This is a genomic window from Robertmurraya mangrovi (assembly GCF_034427655.1).
Classification (GTDB): Bacteria; Bacillota; Bacilli; order Bacillales; family Cytobacillaceae; genus Robertmurraya_A; species Robertmurraya_A mangrovi.
In genome coordinates this window covers 1-16,987 of sequence record NZ_JAXOFX010000019.1, presented here as the reverse complement: position 1 = coordinate 16,987, position 16,987 = coordinate 1, and the positions used below count along the sequence as shown (strand labels likewise).

The following is a 16,987-nucleotide window of genomic DNA, read 5'->3' as shown; positions in this document are numbered from 1 at the left end:
AAGGGGTGGTCTAATTCAGACCACCCCTTTTTGATTTAATAAATAACTCTCCAATTATGATTACAAGTGGCCTCAACGGTACCTTTTTTTGAAATATATTCAGCAATCAGTTCTGCCATATCTTTCTGAATTTCCTTTACAACTGGTTTCCCTTTATACATGGTATAGTTACCGCCGCCACCTGCCCGGTAGTTGTTCATTACCACTTCATATTCCTTATTCAGCCCCACCGGCTTTCCTTGATAAAGCAAATTAGCAACTCGCTCACCAAAAGGTTTACTAATATTAAATTCGTATTCGATTCCTTCCCACATGTCATAATTATAATGTTGTGGCTTTGGTTCAATAAAATCAGGATTAACAATGATCTTTTTATCGTTATCTAAAGTAAAATAGCTAGCACTTAATTCGAGTGCATCTTTAATATCCTGTCCTGTAATACGTATTACTTTTAACGTGTTTGGATAGATATAGTTTGAAATAATATCACGCATAGTTACATGCTCGCTAAAACCAGGAGATTCATTATTTAGTAGTGCTGTACAGGAAATATCTACTTGTGCAGCATTCATCTGTACTTTATTTAGGAATTCTATTAAAGGATGATCACCGAGTCGTACTTCGTTTGCGCTCCTAATCATCATATCTCCTCTAATTTTTCCGACTGGCTCATCAAGCCATGTTTGAGTTCGCGTTTCTTGTTCGTAAGATAGTGCTAATATTCTTTCGTCAGCAACAACAGAATCAGTTACATCTAGTAACTCCGTCTTTGTATCTCCTATAAGCCATTTTCCATCCAGACGTTTCAACTGGATTTCAACTTTTCCTAAAGATTGACCATTAAAACTTGGTTGAAGGACACATCTCCCATTCACAGTTGTAGCAATTTTCCGATGCTGATGTCCTGTTAATAAAACATCTATTCCATCAATTTCTTGACACATAGCAAAAGCTTGATTTTCACCTGTTAACGCTTCTGTTGGCTCACCCGTAACAAGGTCCCGCTCAAACCCACCATGATAGGAAACGACTAAAATATCATAGGTTTCCTTTTCTTGAATATATTTCACCCAGTGCTTCGTTGCTTCCAAGGCATCTTGAAATAGAATTCCTTTTATATGCTTAGGGTCTTCCCAATTTGGTATGTAATGTGTAGTTACACCTAAAACAGCAACCCTTAAACCATTCGGATACTCTTTAACCATATAAGGTTTTCCAAACAAAGGTTGGTTAGTCTCTTGATTTAAGAGATTAGCAGACAGCCATGGAAAAGAAGATTGTTTGATGGTACTGTTTAATAATTCCATCCCAAAATTAAATTCATGGTTCCCAATGACGGCTGCATCATACTTTAACTCATTTAGTACGCTAATGATGGGATTATTATTGTCTGCAACAAACTTAGCAAAATAGTAGGTCAATGGAGTACCTTGGATGACATCACCGTTATCAATTAATAAGTGATATTCATACTGGACTTTTTCCTGATTAATAATCGTGGCGAGCTTGCCTAAACCAGCATTCAACTTTAAACGATTACCGTAACTGGTCGGAAAAATATTTCCGTGAATATCACTTGTTTGTAAAAGTGCGAATGTACAAGTAGATTCTTCCTTCACCAATCCTGAGTCCCTCCTTTTAAACATAAGGTAGATTTTCTTCTTAATCTAGGGCAATAGAATACTGTCTTTATCTCCTAAGGTAAAAGAAACTATACTTCTTTGAAGTCTGAATAGAAAATTATACGGATTTCATTATACAATCTCTTACTGGTATTTTATGTTAAGATAGGATTATTTAAAAAGTTTTTATTTATTCAATCTCTAAAACGTGGGATACATTCGTGCTAGTAGGAGGAACGCAATGAACAAAAATCTGTTAAATAAAATCAATCAAATCCAAGCAGAAAAGAATTTTTCAGGCACCGTTTTTGTCCAAACTGGAGAATCTGTTATTTTTGATAAAAGTTTCGGATATGCCAATCGAGCTGAAAAAATAGAAAATCAATCGAACACTCGCTATGGAATTGCTTCAGGGAGTAAGATATTAACCGCTATTGCTATTGCTCAACTTGTTGAACAAGGGAAGGTTACTTTTAATACCCGTTTAAAAGAGTGCCTAAATATCCATTTTCCGCATTTTGATGAGAGTATTACGATACATCAGCTGCTCACACATACTTCCGGGATTCCTGATTATTTTGACGAAGAAGTGATGGATGATTTTGAGGAACTATGGATTCAAAGACCGATGTATCATATTAGGAGATTAAGAGATTTCTTACCGATGTTTGAGCTAGAAGCAATGAAATCTCAGCCGGGGAGTATGTTTCACTACAATAATGCTGGCTACATATTACTAGGTCTGGTTGTCGAAGAGTTAAGTGGAGTAACTTTTACTGATTATGTAGAAAAAAATATATTTAAGAAATGTTCAATGGATGCTGGTTATTTTGAGATGGATTCATTACCAGAAAGAACTGCACTTGGATACATTGACCTTCCTGATGGAAAATGGAAAACGAATGTATACTCCTTACCGGCAAAAGGAGGTTCAGATGGTGGAGCGTTTGTTACAGCAAAAAGTATGGCAGAGTTATTGGAAGCTTTGTTAAATGGTCTATTATTAAATAAAGAGACTACTAACCAATTACTCACTCCACATGCGAGTGTTAATGAATCTATTTCATATGGTTATGGAATCTGGATGAAACATGAGAATAGGAGCATATCCAAATATTATCTAATGGGTTATGACCCTGGTGTAAACTTTCGAGCAGCCTTTTACCCTGAAACAAATACAAAAATTGTCATTTGTTCCAATCAAGCAGATGGTGCGTTTGATATTCTTACTGGGATTGAAGATGAACTAAATATTAAATAAAAGATGAGCTTGGAGAATTCCAAGCTCATTTAATTTACTTCTTCACTGACCAAGGCGCTTCCGCTTTTCTTATTCCAAATCCACTTTCTTCAATGGATGTACAGCAGGACCATCCACCACTTCACCGTCATATGAGAATCTAGAGCCATGACATGGACAATCCCATGTACGGTCACCATGATTCCACTCTACTTCACAGCCAAGGTGAGTACATGTAGTATCAACGACATGTAACGTTCCATCTTGGTCTCTATAGCAACCAGCACGTTCTCCGTTAACCATGACAACGGCACCTTCATCATTACTAATATCCTCAAACTTTGTTGGAACGAATTCAAGCTTTCCTTTTACAAAATGCTTCGCCACATCTGCATTAATAGAAACAAACTTCTTAATGTCAGGATCTGCGTGGAATCTAGAAGGATCATATAATTTGCTGTAACGATTCTCTTTATTTAAAATGGTGTCACTTAAGAGAATAGCCGCTTGCGTACCGTTTGTCATTCCCCACTTATGATATCCAGTTGCCATTAAAATGGTTGGGTCATCATTCGTAATTGGCCCAACGTAAGGAACTTTATCGAGCGTGTACATATCTTGGGCAGACCAGCGATATAAATACTCGTCAATACCAAATACATTTTGAGAAAACTCTTCAAGGGCTAAATAATGCTTCATCGTATCTACACCTTGCCCGGTTTTATGACCATCGCCACTAACGAGCACAAGTTGCCCATCATCCATTGGAGTGGAACGAAGAGAACGAGTTGGTGAATCAGCACTTAAGTACATTCCACCTGGAAATTCCTTTTTTGTTTTTACTCCAATAATATAAGACCTTTCTACATACATCCTTGCAAAATAAAGCCCCTTTTTATCGCAGAAAGGAAAATGAGAGGCAGCAACTAAGTGCTTGCATGTAATCTTTTTACCATTTCTTAAGACAACCGCTGTTTCAGGTCCGTTATTTATATCCATCGCTGTTGTGTTTTCATAAATAACTCCACCAGCTTCAAGGAAGGATTGAACTAACGAGTTTAAATATTTTAACGGATGAAATTGTGCTTGGTCACGCATGACTAGTGTAGATTTTGTTTCAATGTTAAATGGAATTCCGTCTACAAGTCCACCGTTAATCCCAAGCTTTTCATAGGCTTCTGCTTCTTTTCTAACTTTTTGGTCATATTCATCTGAAACAGAGTAAACAAAAGCTTCTTGTTCACTAAAGTCACACTCAATATTATTCTCTTTTACTGTATTTCGGATGAAGTTTAAAGCATCAGTTGCAGCATCATAATATAGTCTTGCTCCTTCTTCACCTAAATGACTAATAAACTCATCATAAATAAGCCCGTGCTGTGCTGTAATTTTAGCTGTCGTATGTCCTGTTGTGCCGTTTAAAATGCGGCCAGCCTCAATAATAGCGACCTTAACACCTTCTTTTGCTAAAAGATAACCTGTTGTAATACCTGTTATTCCTCCACCAACTATGGCCACATCGTAATGAGTATCTTCTATTAATTTATTAAAGATTGGTAAGTCCATATCTCTCCAGTACGGTTCTGGAAACTGTGGCATTTGATAGTTCTTTGTCATGGAAATCCTCCTCAGTCAAACAGCATGTACATAATTTTTCCATTTGAAAGAGAAATATGTATAAAATTACAGAATTTAACTAGGAAGGTGGAACTGTTTTTACTAAAATACGTCTAAATCTTAAAGGGGTGAGTCAGATGAAAAAAATTATAGTTCTTTTTAGTATGTTTCTCTTATTAACAGCTTGCGGTCCAGCTGGAAACGCCATTATCGAGTGGGTAGATTTTATTGTCTGGAAAGACACTCATTACTACGGAATATACTCTGGGGAACTTTCCGATGATACCTATGTTGGGGATAAACTAGGGAAGGTGAAATTTAAAGTAGCGGACAATATTACGAATACGAATTATAAAATTAAACACGGAGATGCAGCCTTTCTAGAAAAAGGGACCCAAATTTATAAGGTAAAAGGATTTTCAGATTTAATAGTTGTTAAAGACTCGTCTCATATTAATCAATATCGAGTGTTTGCAGCTAACGAATCAGGCTTTGATTGGCACTTTAAAGATGTTCCTTTAGAGGAGATAACGAAAATATTGATATATAAGTTTGTTCCAGGTGAAAACCATCAGTTTATCAGAGAGCTTAAAAGTCAGGATATGAAGGTTTTTATTGAGTTACTCAAAGATAGTAAAGAGGATGAAAACTATCAGCCAAACACATTCGAAAAGGACCCAACTACTTATACTTTTGTTCTTTATGTTGATGGTCCTATTGCCTATAAATACGATATCCACTTTGATGAAAGAAACTACTATTGGCATCCTTGGAGTACAAATATTCTTTCAGAGGAAATAGAACCTTTCTTGAAAAACTAGCAACAGGAGGCGCCTTACATTATTTATTCCCTACTTCTTCATACTAACTATTAGTGAAGAAAAAGGGGTTGAATATGGTGCCAGAACTTCCGGAAATGGAAACCTACAAAAAATTATTAGGCGAAAGAATAGTTGGTAAGACGATAGCTGAAGTAACCATAAATAGAGAAAAGTCTATAAATGTAGCTCCTGAACAGTTTACAAAGGAGCTAGGAAATGCCCATATTATTGCTATTAATAGAAGAGCTAAACATTTAATTTTTAAGTTGAGTAATGGTAAAAGTCTTCTTTTACACTTAATGTTAGGTGGATGGATGTATTTAGGGGACGAGGAAGATAATCCTGAGAGGACAAAACAAGTGATTTTAACCTTTGGTCCTATTAGCCTCTATTTTATTGGGTTAAGACTAGGTTATCTTCATTTATTAACAGAAACAGAGCTTGAAAAAGAACTTTCTGACTTAGGTCCGGAGCCTTTAGATATGCAGTTTAGTTTACCTAAATTTAATGAACTATTAGATTCGAGAAGAGGTATGCTTAAAACGACGTTAGTAAACCAACAGTTTATATCAGGGATTGGTAACTGCTATTCTGATGAAATCTGTTATGAGGCTAAACTTCAACCGGGGAAAAAGATAGATACTCTTACACAAGAAATGAGGCAAGAGCTCTACAATGGAATGCAATCAGCTTTAAGGAGAGCATTGAAATTTGGAGGATACATGGACCAGCCGCTTTATAAGGGAGATAACCTAACGGGTGGGTATAACGAACATTGTTATGTCTATGACAGAGAAGGGGAAACATGTAACAGATGTGGTGGCACTATTGTAAAAGAAGAGTTATCCTCAAGAAAAACGTTTTATTGTCCAAATTGTCAAAGAGAATAAGCAGGAAAAATGGGCTAGCATTTCATTAGCCCATTTATTTTTGCGCTATTCAGAGATTTGATCTTCTTTTGGCAGTGGATCTATTCTAACGGAGTCTTCTGAGTTCAGTGCACCCTTTAAAAAATGAACAAAAGCCCATCCAGTTAAACCTAACCCCACGATAAAACCAACAGTAACCGTCCACATGTAAGCCACGAAAATCCCTCCCTTTTTAACAGGTATATGCTGAGGAAGGGGCAATCTTTCCGAAATCACTTAGTCACCGAGCGAAATTAATATATTTTGCACGTTATAAAATTTTTATTTCTAAAAGGAAAAATCTCCGCTTCTCAAGAATACCTTTAAACATATAAAAGGGAGGCGGTAGAATGAGTTTTAAAACAGCAGATTTATGTGATGATTTTTCAAATGAGCTTCAAGTATTAGGTTCAGAACTTCAATCCTTTGGGAAAAGAACAGCTTTTTTCGGACCAATTTGTACCGTTAAAGTATATGAAGATAATGTTCTAGTCAAGCAAGCACTTGAAACGATCCCTACAGGCAGTGTGTTGGTTGTGGATGGTGGCGGTTCTAGAAACTGTGCTTTAATGGGGGATAATTTAGGAGATATTGCTGAGTCAAGAGGATTAGCCGGCGTTATCATAAACGGATGTGTACGTGATTCTGCCGAGTTAGCATTATTAGATGTAGGAATTCTAGCTCTTGGAACCAATCCTCTTAAGAGTAAAAAGGGTGGAAAGGGCGAGGTTAATCAAGTTCTTTCCTTTTTAGGGATAGAGTGGAGACCAGGCGATTATATATATGCGGATGAGGATGGTGTCGTAGTTTCACCTAGAAAGCTGTGAAATATACTAAAAAAGCTTAGAGATTTGGTCTCTAAGCTTTAACTGTATCACTTTGTCCGTAAACCCATCTCCTCTAGCAACTCAATCATTATATCAGGGCGATTCGTTATAATCCCATCAGCACCTGCGTTTATCAGTTTTTTCATCGTTTCTTTGTCGTCAATGGTCCAGTAATGTACGTCGATTCCTCTTCGATGGGCCCCTTTAACGAGACTGCTCTTAGTCAAATCTATTCCAGCTTCACTAACAGGAATTTGAAAAGTATCTACTTGCGGTGTATATAAATTTCGAGCAAAAATCGTATGGTAAATAACAAACTTTTTAATTTCCTGTCTTCCGCCTGCTATAGCTGTTCCTTCGTTAGAAACCTTTTTGAACGTTTCCACTATGTCTTGATCGAATGCTGTAATCACCACTTGATCTTCCATCTGGTATTTTTGAATGAGATTCCAAAGGTTTTCTGAAATTTCTTCGATTCTCTCACTTGGGTTATCATCTTTAATCTCTATGACCATCTTCATATGAGGGAACTTCTTAAATATCTCCTCAACCGTCGGTATAATGATATCTTTACCACGGTAGCTATTCTCTCCATTTAAATCAACAAAATGGTAACCAGCATCAAAACTCTGAATCTCCTCAAGTGTTAGTTCGGCTACAACTCCTTCACCATTTGTCGTACGATCAACGGTTGCATCATGAATAGCAACTAGATGTCCATCTTCTGTGGTATGGATATCAAACTCCAGCACATCTACGCCTAGTTCAACCGCTTGCTCAAAGGCAACCATCGTATTGGATGGAGCTAGAAGTTCACCACCTTGATGTGCGATGACAAGTGGAGCTTTCATATCTTCAAAAAATGCTTTCATTGGTCGCTTTTCAACGGGTAAAAAATAAATAACAATAAAAATGACTACTAATGCCATTAAGCCCCAACTAAAGACTATAGAGGCTTTTCTCTTTTTAACAGGAACCGGTACTGAGCTACTACTCATTAAATTCCCTCCAAGCTTAATTTAGTATGGTTAAGTAAACATTCGAGTTTTCTATTTATATTCCTCTTTCATGCTAAAAATAGTAAAAATAACCTAGACTTTTTCCTTACTTTTATTCAAATGATAAAATTTGAGGAGGAGTGAAAAATGCTAAAAAAACTATTACCAATCTTGGCATTAATCGTATCAATGTTTGCCTTACCAACCATCTCTTTTGCACAGCAAGTATATACCGTCCAACCAGGGGACAGTATGTGGAAAATTTCAGTAAGATACCAAGTCGGTTTGTCAGAGATTATTGAGGCTAATCCACATATTAAAAACCCTGCGCTAATTTATCCGGGACAAAAAGTCACCATCCCGGATTATGATGCAGTCAAAAATGTCGAGCATCAAGTAATCCAATTAACTAATCAAGAAAGAGCAAAATATGGATTAAAACCTTTAGTTGCTGATTGGCAGTTATCAAGAGTGGCTAGATACAAATCAGTAGACATGAGGGACAAAAATTATTTCTCTCATACAAGTCCTACATATGGATCTCCTTTTGATATGATGAGAAGCTTTGGAATTTCTTACAGAAGTGCCGGTGAAAATATTGCGATGGGACAAAGAACCCCGCAAGAAGTAGTAACAGCATGGATGAATAGCGAAGGACATAGAAAAAACATCTTGAGCGCAGGATACACTCATATCGGTGTAGGGTATGCAACAGGTGGAAAAGGACCTTACTGGACACAAATGTTTATATCTAAATAATAGAAGAAAAGTCCCGTGGATAATAGATCCATGGGATTTTTTTCTAATTAAAAATAATTATAATTTTAGAAGCATTATAATTTACTACTGATGAAATCCCTATTATAATGTCTCTAAGTAGTATTTTTGTACTATGAATATATAACTAATTCTAGGGGGATTTCAGCATGAGTGTGTACGATTTTACAGCCAAAGCAATGAATGGACGAGAAGTTTCTCTAAGCGAGTATGAAGGAAAAGCGATGTTAATTGTCAATACAGCTAGTCAATGTGGATTTACTTTTCAATATCAAGATTTACAAGGACTTTATGAAAAATATAAAGAACAGGGGTTAGTTGTATTAGGGTTTCCATGTAACCAATTTGCGGGGCAAGAGCCTGGTAAAAACGAGGAAGTTCAATCGTTCTGTGAATTACGTTATGGAGTGTCGTTCCCGATGTTCCAAAAGATCAATGTAAGAGATGAAGATGCCCATCCATTATTTAACTACCTAACATTCGAAAAGCCATTTGAAGGTTTCGACACTAACCACCCAGTTGCAAAAATTTTAATCCCTTTATTAAAAGAAAAACACCCTGAATATTTAATTGGAGATTCTATTAAGTGGAACTTTACGAAGTTTCTTATCAACCGTGAGGGAAATGTAGTAAAACGTTTTGAGGCAACAACTGATCCACTTGATATGGAACAAGATATAGAGAGAGTATTGAACTCTTAAAAGAAAAAATGTGCAAAAAAAAGACTAGTGAGTAATCAGCTCACTAGTCGTATCAAATGAGTAAAAAGAAAGCAATCAAAAAGTAATGTTCGCTCATTACTTAATTAGATTATAAGAAATTTGTCGAAAAATGTCACATGGTAGTTCTTTCAAGTTCATATATATAATGTAAAAATGTTGTTAAAACCGCTGATTACTGGAAACGGATGGCGACTAATCCAACATTTTAAGTGTTTTATATCACACGTTTCGTAAAAGGAACGTGTTTTTTGTCGTTTCATGTGAAAAAATTGTCGAATTCCAATTAGCCCTCAATAAAATAAATCTTAAGTAAGGTATAGTTCTGTGTAAAAAACAACTTAAAGATGCCCACTACAGCCCAGTCCTAACACCTTCTAAGCCTCAGGTCTTAATGAAAAATAAAGCTCTGGCTCGTTATGAGAAGTTCAAATTCTAGGTAAGATGAAATCAAGAAAGGAGGCAACGAAAAATGAAAAAATTCGGGTTGCTTTTAATAGGAGGCATTTCAGCATTAGTTTTATTATCAAATCTTGGACCACTAGTGGGGCTAGTAGTGAGCATGGTGATTCTCTACTTCGTCTTCAAACAGTTCTTAAAAACAGATTCACTTGGTCTAAAAATTGGATTAGGAATTCTAGGGTTCATCCTACTGATGGCTACAGCATCTAATGTACCAGCCATCATCGGAGTAGCAGCAGCTTACATTCTATATGTAGTCTATAAAAAATGGAACGAAGAAAAAACAGCAGTAGTAAAAGAAGACAATGACCCATTCCAAAACTTTGAAAAACAATGGTCTCAATTAAAAAATTAATAACTTTGATTCTTTCCGCAAAGGTTGTTGCTTTTAACAGCATTTGAAGCATTGAGTGGATTGTAGCGGAGGGCACTTGACTCCAGCAAGAAATAGAGGAAAGGTCGAGACCCCACAGCCGGAACGGCGAGGAGGCTCGACTTCCTCCTTGCGGAAAGCAAGTGCCCGGAGCGGAAAGGAACGGGAAATATACAAAAAAATAACCATCTTTTAGAGTAACAAACATAATTTTTAAAAAACTAAAAGTTAATTAAAGGAGAGAAAAAAACATGGCAAACTTATTTACTCGTATTAAAGATATGGTGGTAGCAGACATTAACGAAACTTTAGATGTGAAAGAAAAGAAAAATCCAATCGCGATGCTAAATCAATATTTACGTCAGTGTGAGCAAGAAACAGAAAAAGTTCGCAAGTTATTAGAAAGACAATATTCTTTAAAAGAAGAGTTCACACGTGAATTCTACCAAGCAAATGATTTAGCTGAAAAGCGTAAACGTCAAGCAGAAGTTGCTTCAAAAGCTGGAGAAATGGAACTGTATAACTTTGCTATGCAAGAGCAAAGTCAGTACGAGGAACGTGCGGTCCGCCTAAAGGAAGTTTTAAACGAAGCAACAAAACAATTAACAGAACTAGAAAGTAAGTATGAAGAAATGAAGCACAAATTAAAGGATATGCATATTCGTCGAATGGAACTTATGGGAAGAGAAAATGTGTCTCGTGCCAACCATCAAATTAGCAAAGTGCTAGATAATCAGACATATTCAGATAAGTCATATTCAAGATTCCAGGAAATTGAATCCTACTTAGATCGTTTAGAACACCAAGTTAATAGTTCTTACTACCGCAATACCATTGATTCTCGTATTGCCATCTTGGAAAAACAATTGAAAAAAGAGGAAACAAATACTAATCTATAATAGTAAAGAACATTACAGGTGAATATTACCTGTAATGTTTCTCATTCATTTAAGCTCATTCTATTAATCTTTTTCATAGTAATATTTTTGTGTATTGGGATGTACATTGCCCCATTTGTCACAGGAGAGGAGGAATAAATATGAAATCTAGAATTAATAGTGATTTTATTAGTTGGGCTCTATTGTTTGGAATTATATTCTTATTGCTTGAAGTTTCTTTTTTCAATAGGGGTCTAATCTTCTCATTACTTGTGTCCACTGGGATGATGTATATCGGGCGAAAAAGAATGCCTTTAACGTCAGGTAAGGTCCTCTTTTGGGGAGGAGTTCTCACCTTTTTCATAAGTATCGTTAATATGATGACATTGAAGTTCTTTTTGCTAGCTCTTCTCATTCATCTTCTCATTCAGTTTGCGAAATCGAAGAAAAATCCTGATCGAATTCGCCCAATTGTAAAAGAAAAAGTGATTGATCCAAATCCGAAAACACCTGTCATAAGAAAACAGCCGCTTTTTGAAAATGTTTTATTTGGTGAACAAAGGACTCCAGAGCACGTTTACGAATGGAATGATATCAATATCCAAGCGGGAATAGGGGATACAGTCATTGATCTTAGTTATACCGTATTACCTAAAGGGGAAACGGTGATTTTCGTTCGAAATTTTGTTGGAAATGTAAAGGTACTCATTCCGTATGATATTGAAGTAAATGTAAGTCACTCTGTCATGGCAGGAACAGCGAACATACTTGGACATGAAGATGGAAGAGTATTTAACCAAGCCATCCATTTTCAAACAGAAGAATATGAGAAGGCAGAACAAAAGGTAAAAATATTCACCTCGTTTCTAGTTGGAGATTTAGAGGTGAAACGAGTATGAGTATAGTACAGCGTCAAATTATTTGGGGAACCGTTTTATCACTCGTTGTCTTTATCTTAATCACAGCATCCTTTATAACGGTCTTTCATTTAAATAATTGGGAAGAACTATGGAACCGTGAGTTAATGGATATTCCATTTATCTTCTTTGTACCTAGTGTGAGTCTTGCAATAGGAATTATATTTGGATTTGGTTCAGGACTGTATTGGCGTAAACAATTACATTCTATTGATCACCTTTTACATGAAATAGAAGAAGGAAGAACTCTTGATGTAAAAGAAATTAGTGCAACTAATGACATGAAATCTATTGCTAACCGCGCTCTAAAAATATCTAAACAGATTACAGACCAAGCCATGCTCTCACAGAAACTGGCAAACGAAAAGGCAGAAGACCAGGAAAATCGGATCCAGGAAATTATTTCACAAGAACGTAACCGATTAGCTAGGGAGCTTCATGACTCAGTCAGTCAGCAGTTATTTGCTGCATCTATGCTAATGTCGGCAATTAATGAAACCGTAACTCTGAACAGCGAACGGGAGAAAAAACAACTAGGAATGGTAGAATCAATGATTCACCAATCCCAATTGGAAATGAGAGCCCTTCTATTACATCTAAGACCTGCAGCTTTAAAAGGTAAGACTCTACAAGAAGGAATTGAAGAGTTATTAATCGAATTACAGCAGAAAGTAACGATGAAGATTAACTGGAAGGTGGAAGAATTCCCACTTGATAAAGGGGTAGAAGACCATCTTTTTAGAATTTTACAAGAGTCTGTGTCTAACACATTACGTCATTCGAAATCTACACAACTCGAGGTACGATTAATCCAACGTGATGGCTTAATCATTTTAAGAGTCGTAGATGATGGGGTAGGGTTTGATGCTGAGGAGGCTAAAGCTGGTTCATACGGAATGCAAAATATGTATGAACGAGCAGTTGAAATTGGCGGAACGTTCAAAATCGTTAGTGTAAAAAATAAAGGAACTCGTTTAGAAGTTAAAGTTCCTATGATGATGGAAAAGGGTGAAGAGAATGATTAAAGTTCTGTTTGTTGATGACCATGAGATGGTAAGGATCGGGGTTTCCTCCTACCTTTCTGCTCAGCCGGATATTGATGTAGTAGGAGAGGCTGATAACGGTAGAACAGCAATTGATATGGCATTAGAGCTACGACCAGATATTATATTAATGGACTTAGTTATGAAGGAAATGGACGGAATAGAATCAACAAGAAATATAATTGAAAAGTGGCCCGAAGCAAAAATCATCATAGTAACGAGCTTCCTAGACGATGAAAAAGTATATCCTGCCCTAGAAGCAGGTGCAACAAGCTATATGTTAAAAACATCAAAGGCAAGCGAAATTGCTGATGCTGTTCGTGCAACATACCATGGTCAATCGGTTTTGGAACCTGAGGTAACCGGCAAAATGATGATGAAAATGCGCCAAGGAAACCATGTAGAGCCCCATGAAGAACTAACTTCTAGGGAGATGGAAATTTTACTCCTGATGGCACAAGGGAAAACAAATCAAGAAATCGCCGATGAGTTGTTTATTGCTTTAAAAACGGTAAAAACTCACGTAAGTAATATTCTAAGCAAGCTACAAGTACAGGACCGCACCCAAGCAGTTATCTATGCTTTTAAACATTCATTAGTTGAATAAATAAAATTCCCTTTGATTAAGGGATGTTTGTGTTTATTTAGACTCTAAGGCTGGCCCAACAGGTTGTTTAAAAACGACTTCTTGGGTCAGCCATTTATTTTTTATTATGTTTGGAGATACTTTTTAAAGTGGTTAATAAATATATAGGTGATTCTATGAAAACAATTAAAGTAGTAGGTGCAGTTATCACGTATGAAAGAGGGGAAATTCTCTGTGCCCTAAGATCTCCTAAAATGTCCTCACCCAATGTATGGGAGTTTCCAGGGGGGAAGATTGAAAAGGGGGAATCTCCTGAAGAGGCCTTAATAAGAGAAATTCAAGAGGAATTAGGCTGCGCAATTAAAGTGTATGAGCAAATAGAAGACAGTAAGTTTGCTAAAGAAAAATTCATCATCAACTTACTGACATATAAAGCAGAAATAGTTCAAGGTGAACCAAGGGCTAAGGAACATCAAGAACTGAAATGGGTCACAAAGCAGGAATTATCTCGTTTAGACTGGGCCCCAGCCGATTTGCCAACTGTAAAGAAAATAGTCGACAATTGGTAAAAATAACTTGATAAGCCTTTTACAAAGTTATAGAATAAAAATAACTATATGGAAACGGAGGTGGAGAGAGATGAATAACACTGTTTTTTTACACGGATTTTGGGAAGAATTCTTATATATTTTCCGTGATAAATTTGCATTTTTAGTTGTTAACGGGATAAGTCTGCCCTTTTTTAACAACTTAATAGCAAATGAAAACGGTGAAAACATCTCTTAACCACATTTTATAAGGACGGTTAAAAGGGGGCTTTTCGTGCTCTCTTTTTTTATGGAATTTAGTTGGTAATGTGCTATAAAACTAAATTTCTACTGAACCACATTTAAAAAGTGCCATGGGACTGTTATGTTTCCCATGGCTTTTTTGCGTACTAAAACAAGTAATGAATATCGGAGGAATATAAAATGATCGCATGTAGTGTAAATAAAATCGGGAAAATGTATGGAAGCAATTTAATATTTGAAAACTTGTCTTTTGAAATCCAAGAGCAAGATTGTGTAGGATTAGTTGGCCGCAATGGTGGAGGTAAGACGACCTTATTTAGATTATTAGCAGGAGAAGAAACGCCAGATTCCGGACAAATCCATTGGAAAAAAGGTTTAGAAATTGGTTATTTAGCTCAAATCCCTAAGTTTCCTAGTGACCTGAAAACAAAAGAGGTCTTAAGAACAGCCTTTACTCCTCTACTAACTCTTGAAAGTAGAATGAAAGAGCTTGAAATCGAAATGGGATCGGAACTGGACACGGATGTATTATCCAAGCTGATTGAAGAATATGGGAATCTTCAAGATCAATTTACTTTAAAAGGTGGATATGAAATTGAAGCGAACATTGAAAAAATCGTTCATGGATTAAATATAAAACCTCTATTAGAAAAGCTTTTTGAGGAATTAAGTGGAGGAGAGAAGACAAAGGTTGGTCTTGCGCTCATTTTACTGAAAAACCCAGCCTTTCTTCTTTTAGATGAACCTACGAACCATTTAGATTTAATGGCAGTAGAGTGGTTGGGAAGTTTTTTAAAAGATTATTCGGGTACTGTTGTAGTTGTTTCCCATGATCGTCATTTCTTAGATGAGGTCGCTAACAAAATCTTAGATTTAGAAGATGGTGAAATTCACACGTATCATACAAATTTCTCTGGATTCGTGAAGGAAAAAGAAGAAAAGCTCTTAAGAGAATTCCAGGCCTATGAAGAGCAACAGAAAAAAATTAAGAAAATGAAAGAAGCCATAAAGAGACTAAGAGAGTGGGCTAATCGGGCAAATCCGCCAAATGAAGGTCTTCATAAAAGAGCAAGAAATATGGAAAGAGCCCTTGAAAGAATGGAGAAGCTAAATCGCCCGATTCTTAATCGAAAGAAAATGAATTTAGAAATAGACTCTGCTGATCGAAGTGGAAATGATGTCATTATTTTAAAAGAGGTTTCGAAACAATATGGCAATCAAACCTTGTTTGCTAATGTGAATATGGATATTTTTTATAAGCAGCGAGTCGCAATCGTTGGAGAAAACGGTACTGGGAAATCAACTTTAATTAAAATGATGCTAAAACAGGTTGAACCTGATACTGGAACGGTAAAATTAGGAAGTAATGTCAAGGTAGGCTATCTATCACAGCATGTGTTTTCTGACATTGGAAATGAGACGATGATCGAAGCTTTTAGAAATGAAATAAGAGTAACAGAAGGGGAAGCACGCCACATTTTAGCCAGATTCCTTTTTTACGGACATACGGTTTTTAGAAAAGTATCTCAACTAAGTGGTGGAGAAAAAATGCGTCTAAAACTAGCACAGCTCATGCATCAGGACATTAACCTGTTAATTTTAGATGAACCAACCAACCATCTCGATATTGAATCTAGAGAAGTTTTGGAAGAAGCTCTCGAGGAATTCAATGGAACGATACTAGCCGTATCCCATGACCGATACTTCTTAAACAAGTTATTTGAAAGAATCTATTGGATTGATTCTAAAGAGGTACATTCTTTTGAGGGAAACTATAACTGGGCAAAAGAAAAGCTGATTCAACATAAAAATAGCAAAAAGCAAGAAGTAGAAATAATAGTAACAAAAGAAATAAAGGAAGTTCCTATTCAAAAAGACCCTAAACCTAAAAACAACCATCGAATAAAGGAACTCCAAAAACTAATAGATGAAATTGAAGAAAGAATAACCCAATTAGATACACTCCTTAGCGTTGAAAAAGAGTTAGAAATACTACAAAACCTGTTTCAAGAAAAAGAAACTTTAGAATCACGGTGGGAAGAACTTTACACAGATTTAGAATTGTTGGCGGAATAAAAAGGGGCTATCCGATAGGTACCTAAAATAAAGGAGTCCTTATAGAAGATGTATTTCTTATAGGTAGATTAATACACGTATGGAACAACAAAGTTTAGAAAAGAGCCTTTATAAAAAATACTCCTTTAAAGTTCCATCTTTATATTGTGCACTATGTTGATTGGAGTGGAAGGCACGAAGACTCCTGCGGGAGCACGGGGCTGGGGAGACCCACTGGCTTTGCAAAGTTGTAAATCAATTTGAATTTAAGTAAAAATTTTACATCTATATTTTGCTGTGGGAGCAAAAAAGACAATCTACAAATAAGATTGATATTTGTTCCCTTTTTTTGT

18 protein-coding genes are annotated in these 16,987 nt (G+C 36.2%); 14 read left to right on the top strand and 4 right to left on the bottom strand.

Annotated features, from left to right (window positions below; genetic code table 11):
• Positions 1–35 precede the first annotated feature (35 nt).
• Positions 36–1,619, bottom strand: coding sequence for a bifunctional metallophosphatase/5'-nucleotidase (locus SM124_RS20065; protein ID WP_322448386.1), 1,584 nt, complete (start codon positions 1,617–1,619; stop codon positions 36–38).
• Between the two features lie 244 nt (positions 1,620–1,863).
• Between SM124_RS20065 and SM124_RS20060 the strand changes: the two genes are divergently transcribed.
• Complete coding sequence (locus SM124_RS20060; RefSeq protein WP_322448321.1) at positions 1,864–2,883, top strand: serine hydrolase domain-containing protein; 1,020 nt, start codon at positions 1,864–1,866, stop codon at positions 2,881–2,883.
• Between the two features lie 69 nt (positions 2,884–2,952).
• On the opposite strand, the gene SM124_RS20055 is transcribed toward SM124_RS20060, so the two are convergent.
• On the bottom strand, positions 2,953–4,479 hold the full coding sequence (locus tag SM124_RS20055) for an FAD-dependent oxidoreductase (RefSeq protein ID WP_322448320.1): 1,527 nt from the start codon (positions 4,477–4,479) through the stop codon (positions 2,953–2,955).
• A gap of 137 nt (positions 4,480–4,616) precedes the next feature.
• On the opposite strand from SM124_RS20055, the gene SM124_RS20050 reads away from it, so the two are divergent.
• On the top strand, positions 4,617–5,300 hold the full coding sequence (locus SM124_RS20050; RefSeq protein ID WP_322448319.1) for a hypothetical protein: 684 nt from the start codon (positions 4,617–4,619) through the stop codon (positions 5,298–5,300).
• 77 nt (positions 5,301–5,377) lie between these two features.
• Positions 5,378–6,190 carry an Fpg/Nei family DNA glycosylase gene (locus SM124_RS20045; protein WP_322448385.1) on the top strand — a complete coding sequence of 271 codons (813 nt, stop codon included), beginning with the start codon at positions 5,378–5,380 and terminating at the stop codon, positions 6,188–6,190.
• A gap of 45 nt (positions 6,191–6,235) precedes the next feature.
• Here SM124_RS20045 and SM124_RS20040 read toward each other — a convergent pair whose 3' ends face one another.
• A complete protein-coding gene (locus SM124_RS20040) occupies positions 6,236–6,385 on the bottom strand; it encodes a hypothetical protein (protein WP_322448388.1) in 150 nt (49 codons plus the stop codon).
• A 173-nt stretch (positions 6,386–6,558) separates the two neighbouring features.
• Here SM124_RS20040 and rraA point away from each other — a divergent pair, with 173 nt between their 5' ends.
• Positions 6,559–7,035 carry a ribonuclease E activity regulator RraA gene (gene rraA, locus SM124_RS20035; RefSeq protein WP_322448318.1) on the top strand — a complete coding sequence of 159 codons (477 nt, stop codon included), beginning with the start codon at positions 6,559–6,561 and terminating at the stop codon, positions 7,033–7,035.
• A gap of 47 nt (positions 7,036–7,082) precedes the next feature.
• On the opposite strand, the gene SM124_RS20030 is transcribed toward rraA, so the two are convergent.
• Positions 7,083–8,033 (bottom strand): glycerophosphodiester phosphodiesterase family protein, encoded by a 951-nt coding sequence (locus SM124_RS20030; protein ID WP_322448317.1) that lies wholly within the window; start codon positions 8,031–8,033, stop codon positions 7,083–7,085.
• Positions 8,034–8,180: 147 nt separating this feature from the next.
• On the opposite strand from SM124_RS20030, the gene safA reads away from it, so the two are divergent.
• From safA to abc-f, 10 genes are all read left to right on the top strand, one after another.
• Positions 8,181–8,792: a SafA/ExsA family spore coat assembly protein gene (gene safA, locus SM124_RS20025; RefSeq protein ID WP_322448316.1), complete on the top strand. Its 612-nt coding sequence runs from the start codon at positions 8,181–8,183 to the stop codon at positions 8,790–8,792.
• A gap of 167 nt (positions 8,793–8,959) precedes the next feature.
• On the top strand, positions 8,960–9,511 hold the full coding sequence (locus tag SM124_RS20020; protein ID WP_322448315.1) for a glutathione peroxidase: 552 nt from the start codon (positions 8,960–8,962) through the stop codon (positions 9,509–9,511).
• Between the two features lie 490 nt (positions 9,512–10,001).
• On the top strand, positions 10,002–10,346 hold the full coding sequence (locus tag SM124_RS20015) for a lmo0954 family membrane protein (RefSeq protein WP_322448314.1): 345 nt from the start codon (positions 10,002–10,004) through the stop codon (positions 10,344–10,346).
• Positions 10,347–10,615: 269 nt separating this feature from the next.
• Positions 10,616–11,263 (top strand): PspA/IM30 family protein, encoded by a 648-nt coding sequence (locus tag SM124_RS20010; RefSeq protein WP_322448313.1) that lies wholly within the window; start codon positions 10,616–10,618, stop codon positions 11,261–11,263.
• Between the two features lie 140 nt (positions 11,264–11,403).
• Positions 11,404–12,141 carry a cell wall-active antibiotics response protein LiaF gene (gene liaF / locus SM124_RS20005; protein ID WP_322448312.1) on the top strand — a complete coding sequence of 246 codons (738 nt, stop codon included), beginning with the start codon at positions 11,404–11,406 and terminating at the stop codon, positions 12,139–12,141.
• Complete coding sequence (locus SM124_RS20000; protein ID WP_322448311.1) at positions 12,138–13,184, top strand: sensor histidine kinase; 1,047 nt, start codon at positions 12,138–12,140, stop codon at positions 13,182–13,184. The genes liaF and SM124_RS20000 overlap by 4 nt, the downstream gene beginning before the upstream one ends.
• Positions 13,177–13,809 carry a response regulator transcription factor gene (locus SM124_RS19995; RefSeq protein ID WP_322448310.1) on the top strand — a complete coding sequence of 211 codons (633 nt, stop codon included), beginning with the start codon at positions 13,177–13,179 and terminating at the stop codon, positions 13,807–13,809. Before SM124_RS20000 ends, SM124_RS19995 begins: the two co-directional genes overlap by 8 nt.
• Before the next feature lie 155 nt (positions 13,810–13,964).
• The gene (locus SM124_RS19990; protein WP_322448309.1) at positions 13,965–14,357 is read left to right on the top strand and encodes a (deoxy)nucleoside triphosphate pyrophosphohydrolase; all 393 of its coding nucleotides are present in this window, start codon (positions 13,965–13,967) and stop codon (positions 14,355–14,357) included.
• Between the two features lie 70 nt (positions 14,358–14,427).
• Positions 14,428–14,574 (top strand): RAxF-45 family protein, encoded by a 147-nt coding sequence (locus SM124_RS19985; RefSeq protein WP_322448308.1) that lies wholly within the window; start codon positions 14,428–14,430, stop codon positions 14,572–14,574.
• Between the two features lie 185 nt (positions 14,575–14,759).
• Positions 14,760–16,655: a ribosomal protection-like ABC-F family protein gene (gene abc-f / locus SM124_RS19980; protein WP_322448307.1), complete on the top strand. Its 1,896-nt coding sequence runs from the start codon at positions 14,760–14,762 to the stop codon at positions 16,653–16,655.
• The last annotated feature ends 332 nt before the right edge of the window (positions 16,656–16,987 follow it).

Bases quoted from the DNA above. Each gene is read 5' to 3' on its own strand.
- SM124_RS20000 (WP_322448311.1), top strand. From the start codon at position 12,138: ATGAGTATAGTACAGCGTCAAATTATTTGGGGAACCGTTTTATCACTC.
- SM124_RS19990 (WP_322448309.1), top strand. From the start codon at position 13,965: ATGAAAACAATTAAAGTAGTAGGTGCAGTTATCACGTATGAAAGAGGG.
- abc-f (WP_322448307.1), top strand. From the start codon at position 14,760: ATGATCGCATGTAGTGTAAATAAAATCGGGAAAATGTATGGAAGCAAT.
- safA (WP_322448316.1), top strand. From the start codon at position 8,181: ATGCTAAAAAAACTATTACCAATCTTGGCATTAATCGTATCAATGTTT.
- SM124_RS19985 (WP_322448308.1), top strand. From the start codon at position 14,428: ATGAATAACACTGTTTTTTTACACGGATTTTGGGAAGAATTCTTATAT.
- SM124_RS20060 (WP_322448321.1), top strand. From the start codon at position 1,864: ATGAACAAAAATCTGTTAAATAAAATCAATCAAATCCAAGCAGAAAAG.
- SM124_RS20020 (WP_322448315.1), top strand. From the start codon at position 8,960: ATGAGTGTGTACGATTTTACAGCCAAAGCAATGAATGGACGAGAAGTT.
- SM124_RS20050 (WP_322448319.1), top strand. From the start codon at position 4,617: ATGAAAAAAATTATAGTTCTTTTTAGTATGTTTCTCTTATTAACAGCT.
- SM124_RS20030 (WP_322448317.1), bottom strand. From the start codon at position 8,033: ATGAGTAGTAGCTCAGTACCGGTTCCTGTTAAAAAGAGAAAAGCCTCT.
- SM124_RS20010 (WP_322448313.1), top strand. From the start codon at position 10,616: ATGGCAAACTTATTTACTCGTATTAAAGATATGGTGGTAGCAGACATT.
- SM124_RS20055 (WP_322448320.1), bottom strand. From the start codon at position 4,479: ATGACAAAGAACTATCAAATGCCACAGTTTCCAGAACCGTACTGGAGA.
- SM124_RS20015 (WP_322448314.1), top strand. From the start codon at position 10,002: ATGAAAAAATTCGGGTTGCTTTTAATAGGAGGCATTTCAGCATTAGTT.
- SM124_RS19995 (WP_322448310.1), top strand. From the start codon at position 13,177: ATGATTAAAGTTCTGTTTGTTGATGACCATGAGATGGTAAGGATCGGG.
- rraA (WP_322448318.1), top strand. From the start codon at position 6,559: ATGAGTTTTAAAACAGCAGATTTATGTGATGATTTTTCAAATGAGCTT.
- liaF (WP_322448312.1), top strand. From the start codon at position 11,404: ATGAAATCTAGAATTAATAGTGATTTTATTAGTTGGGCTCTATTGTTT.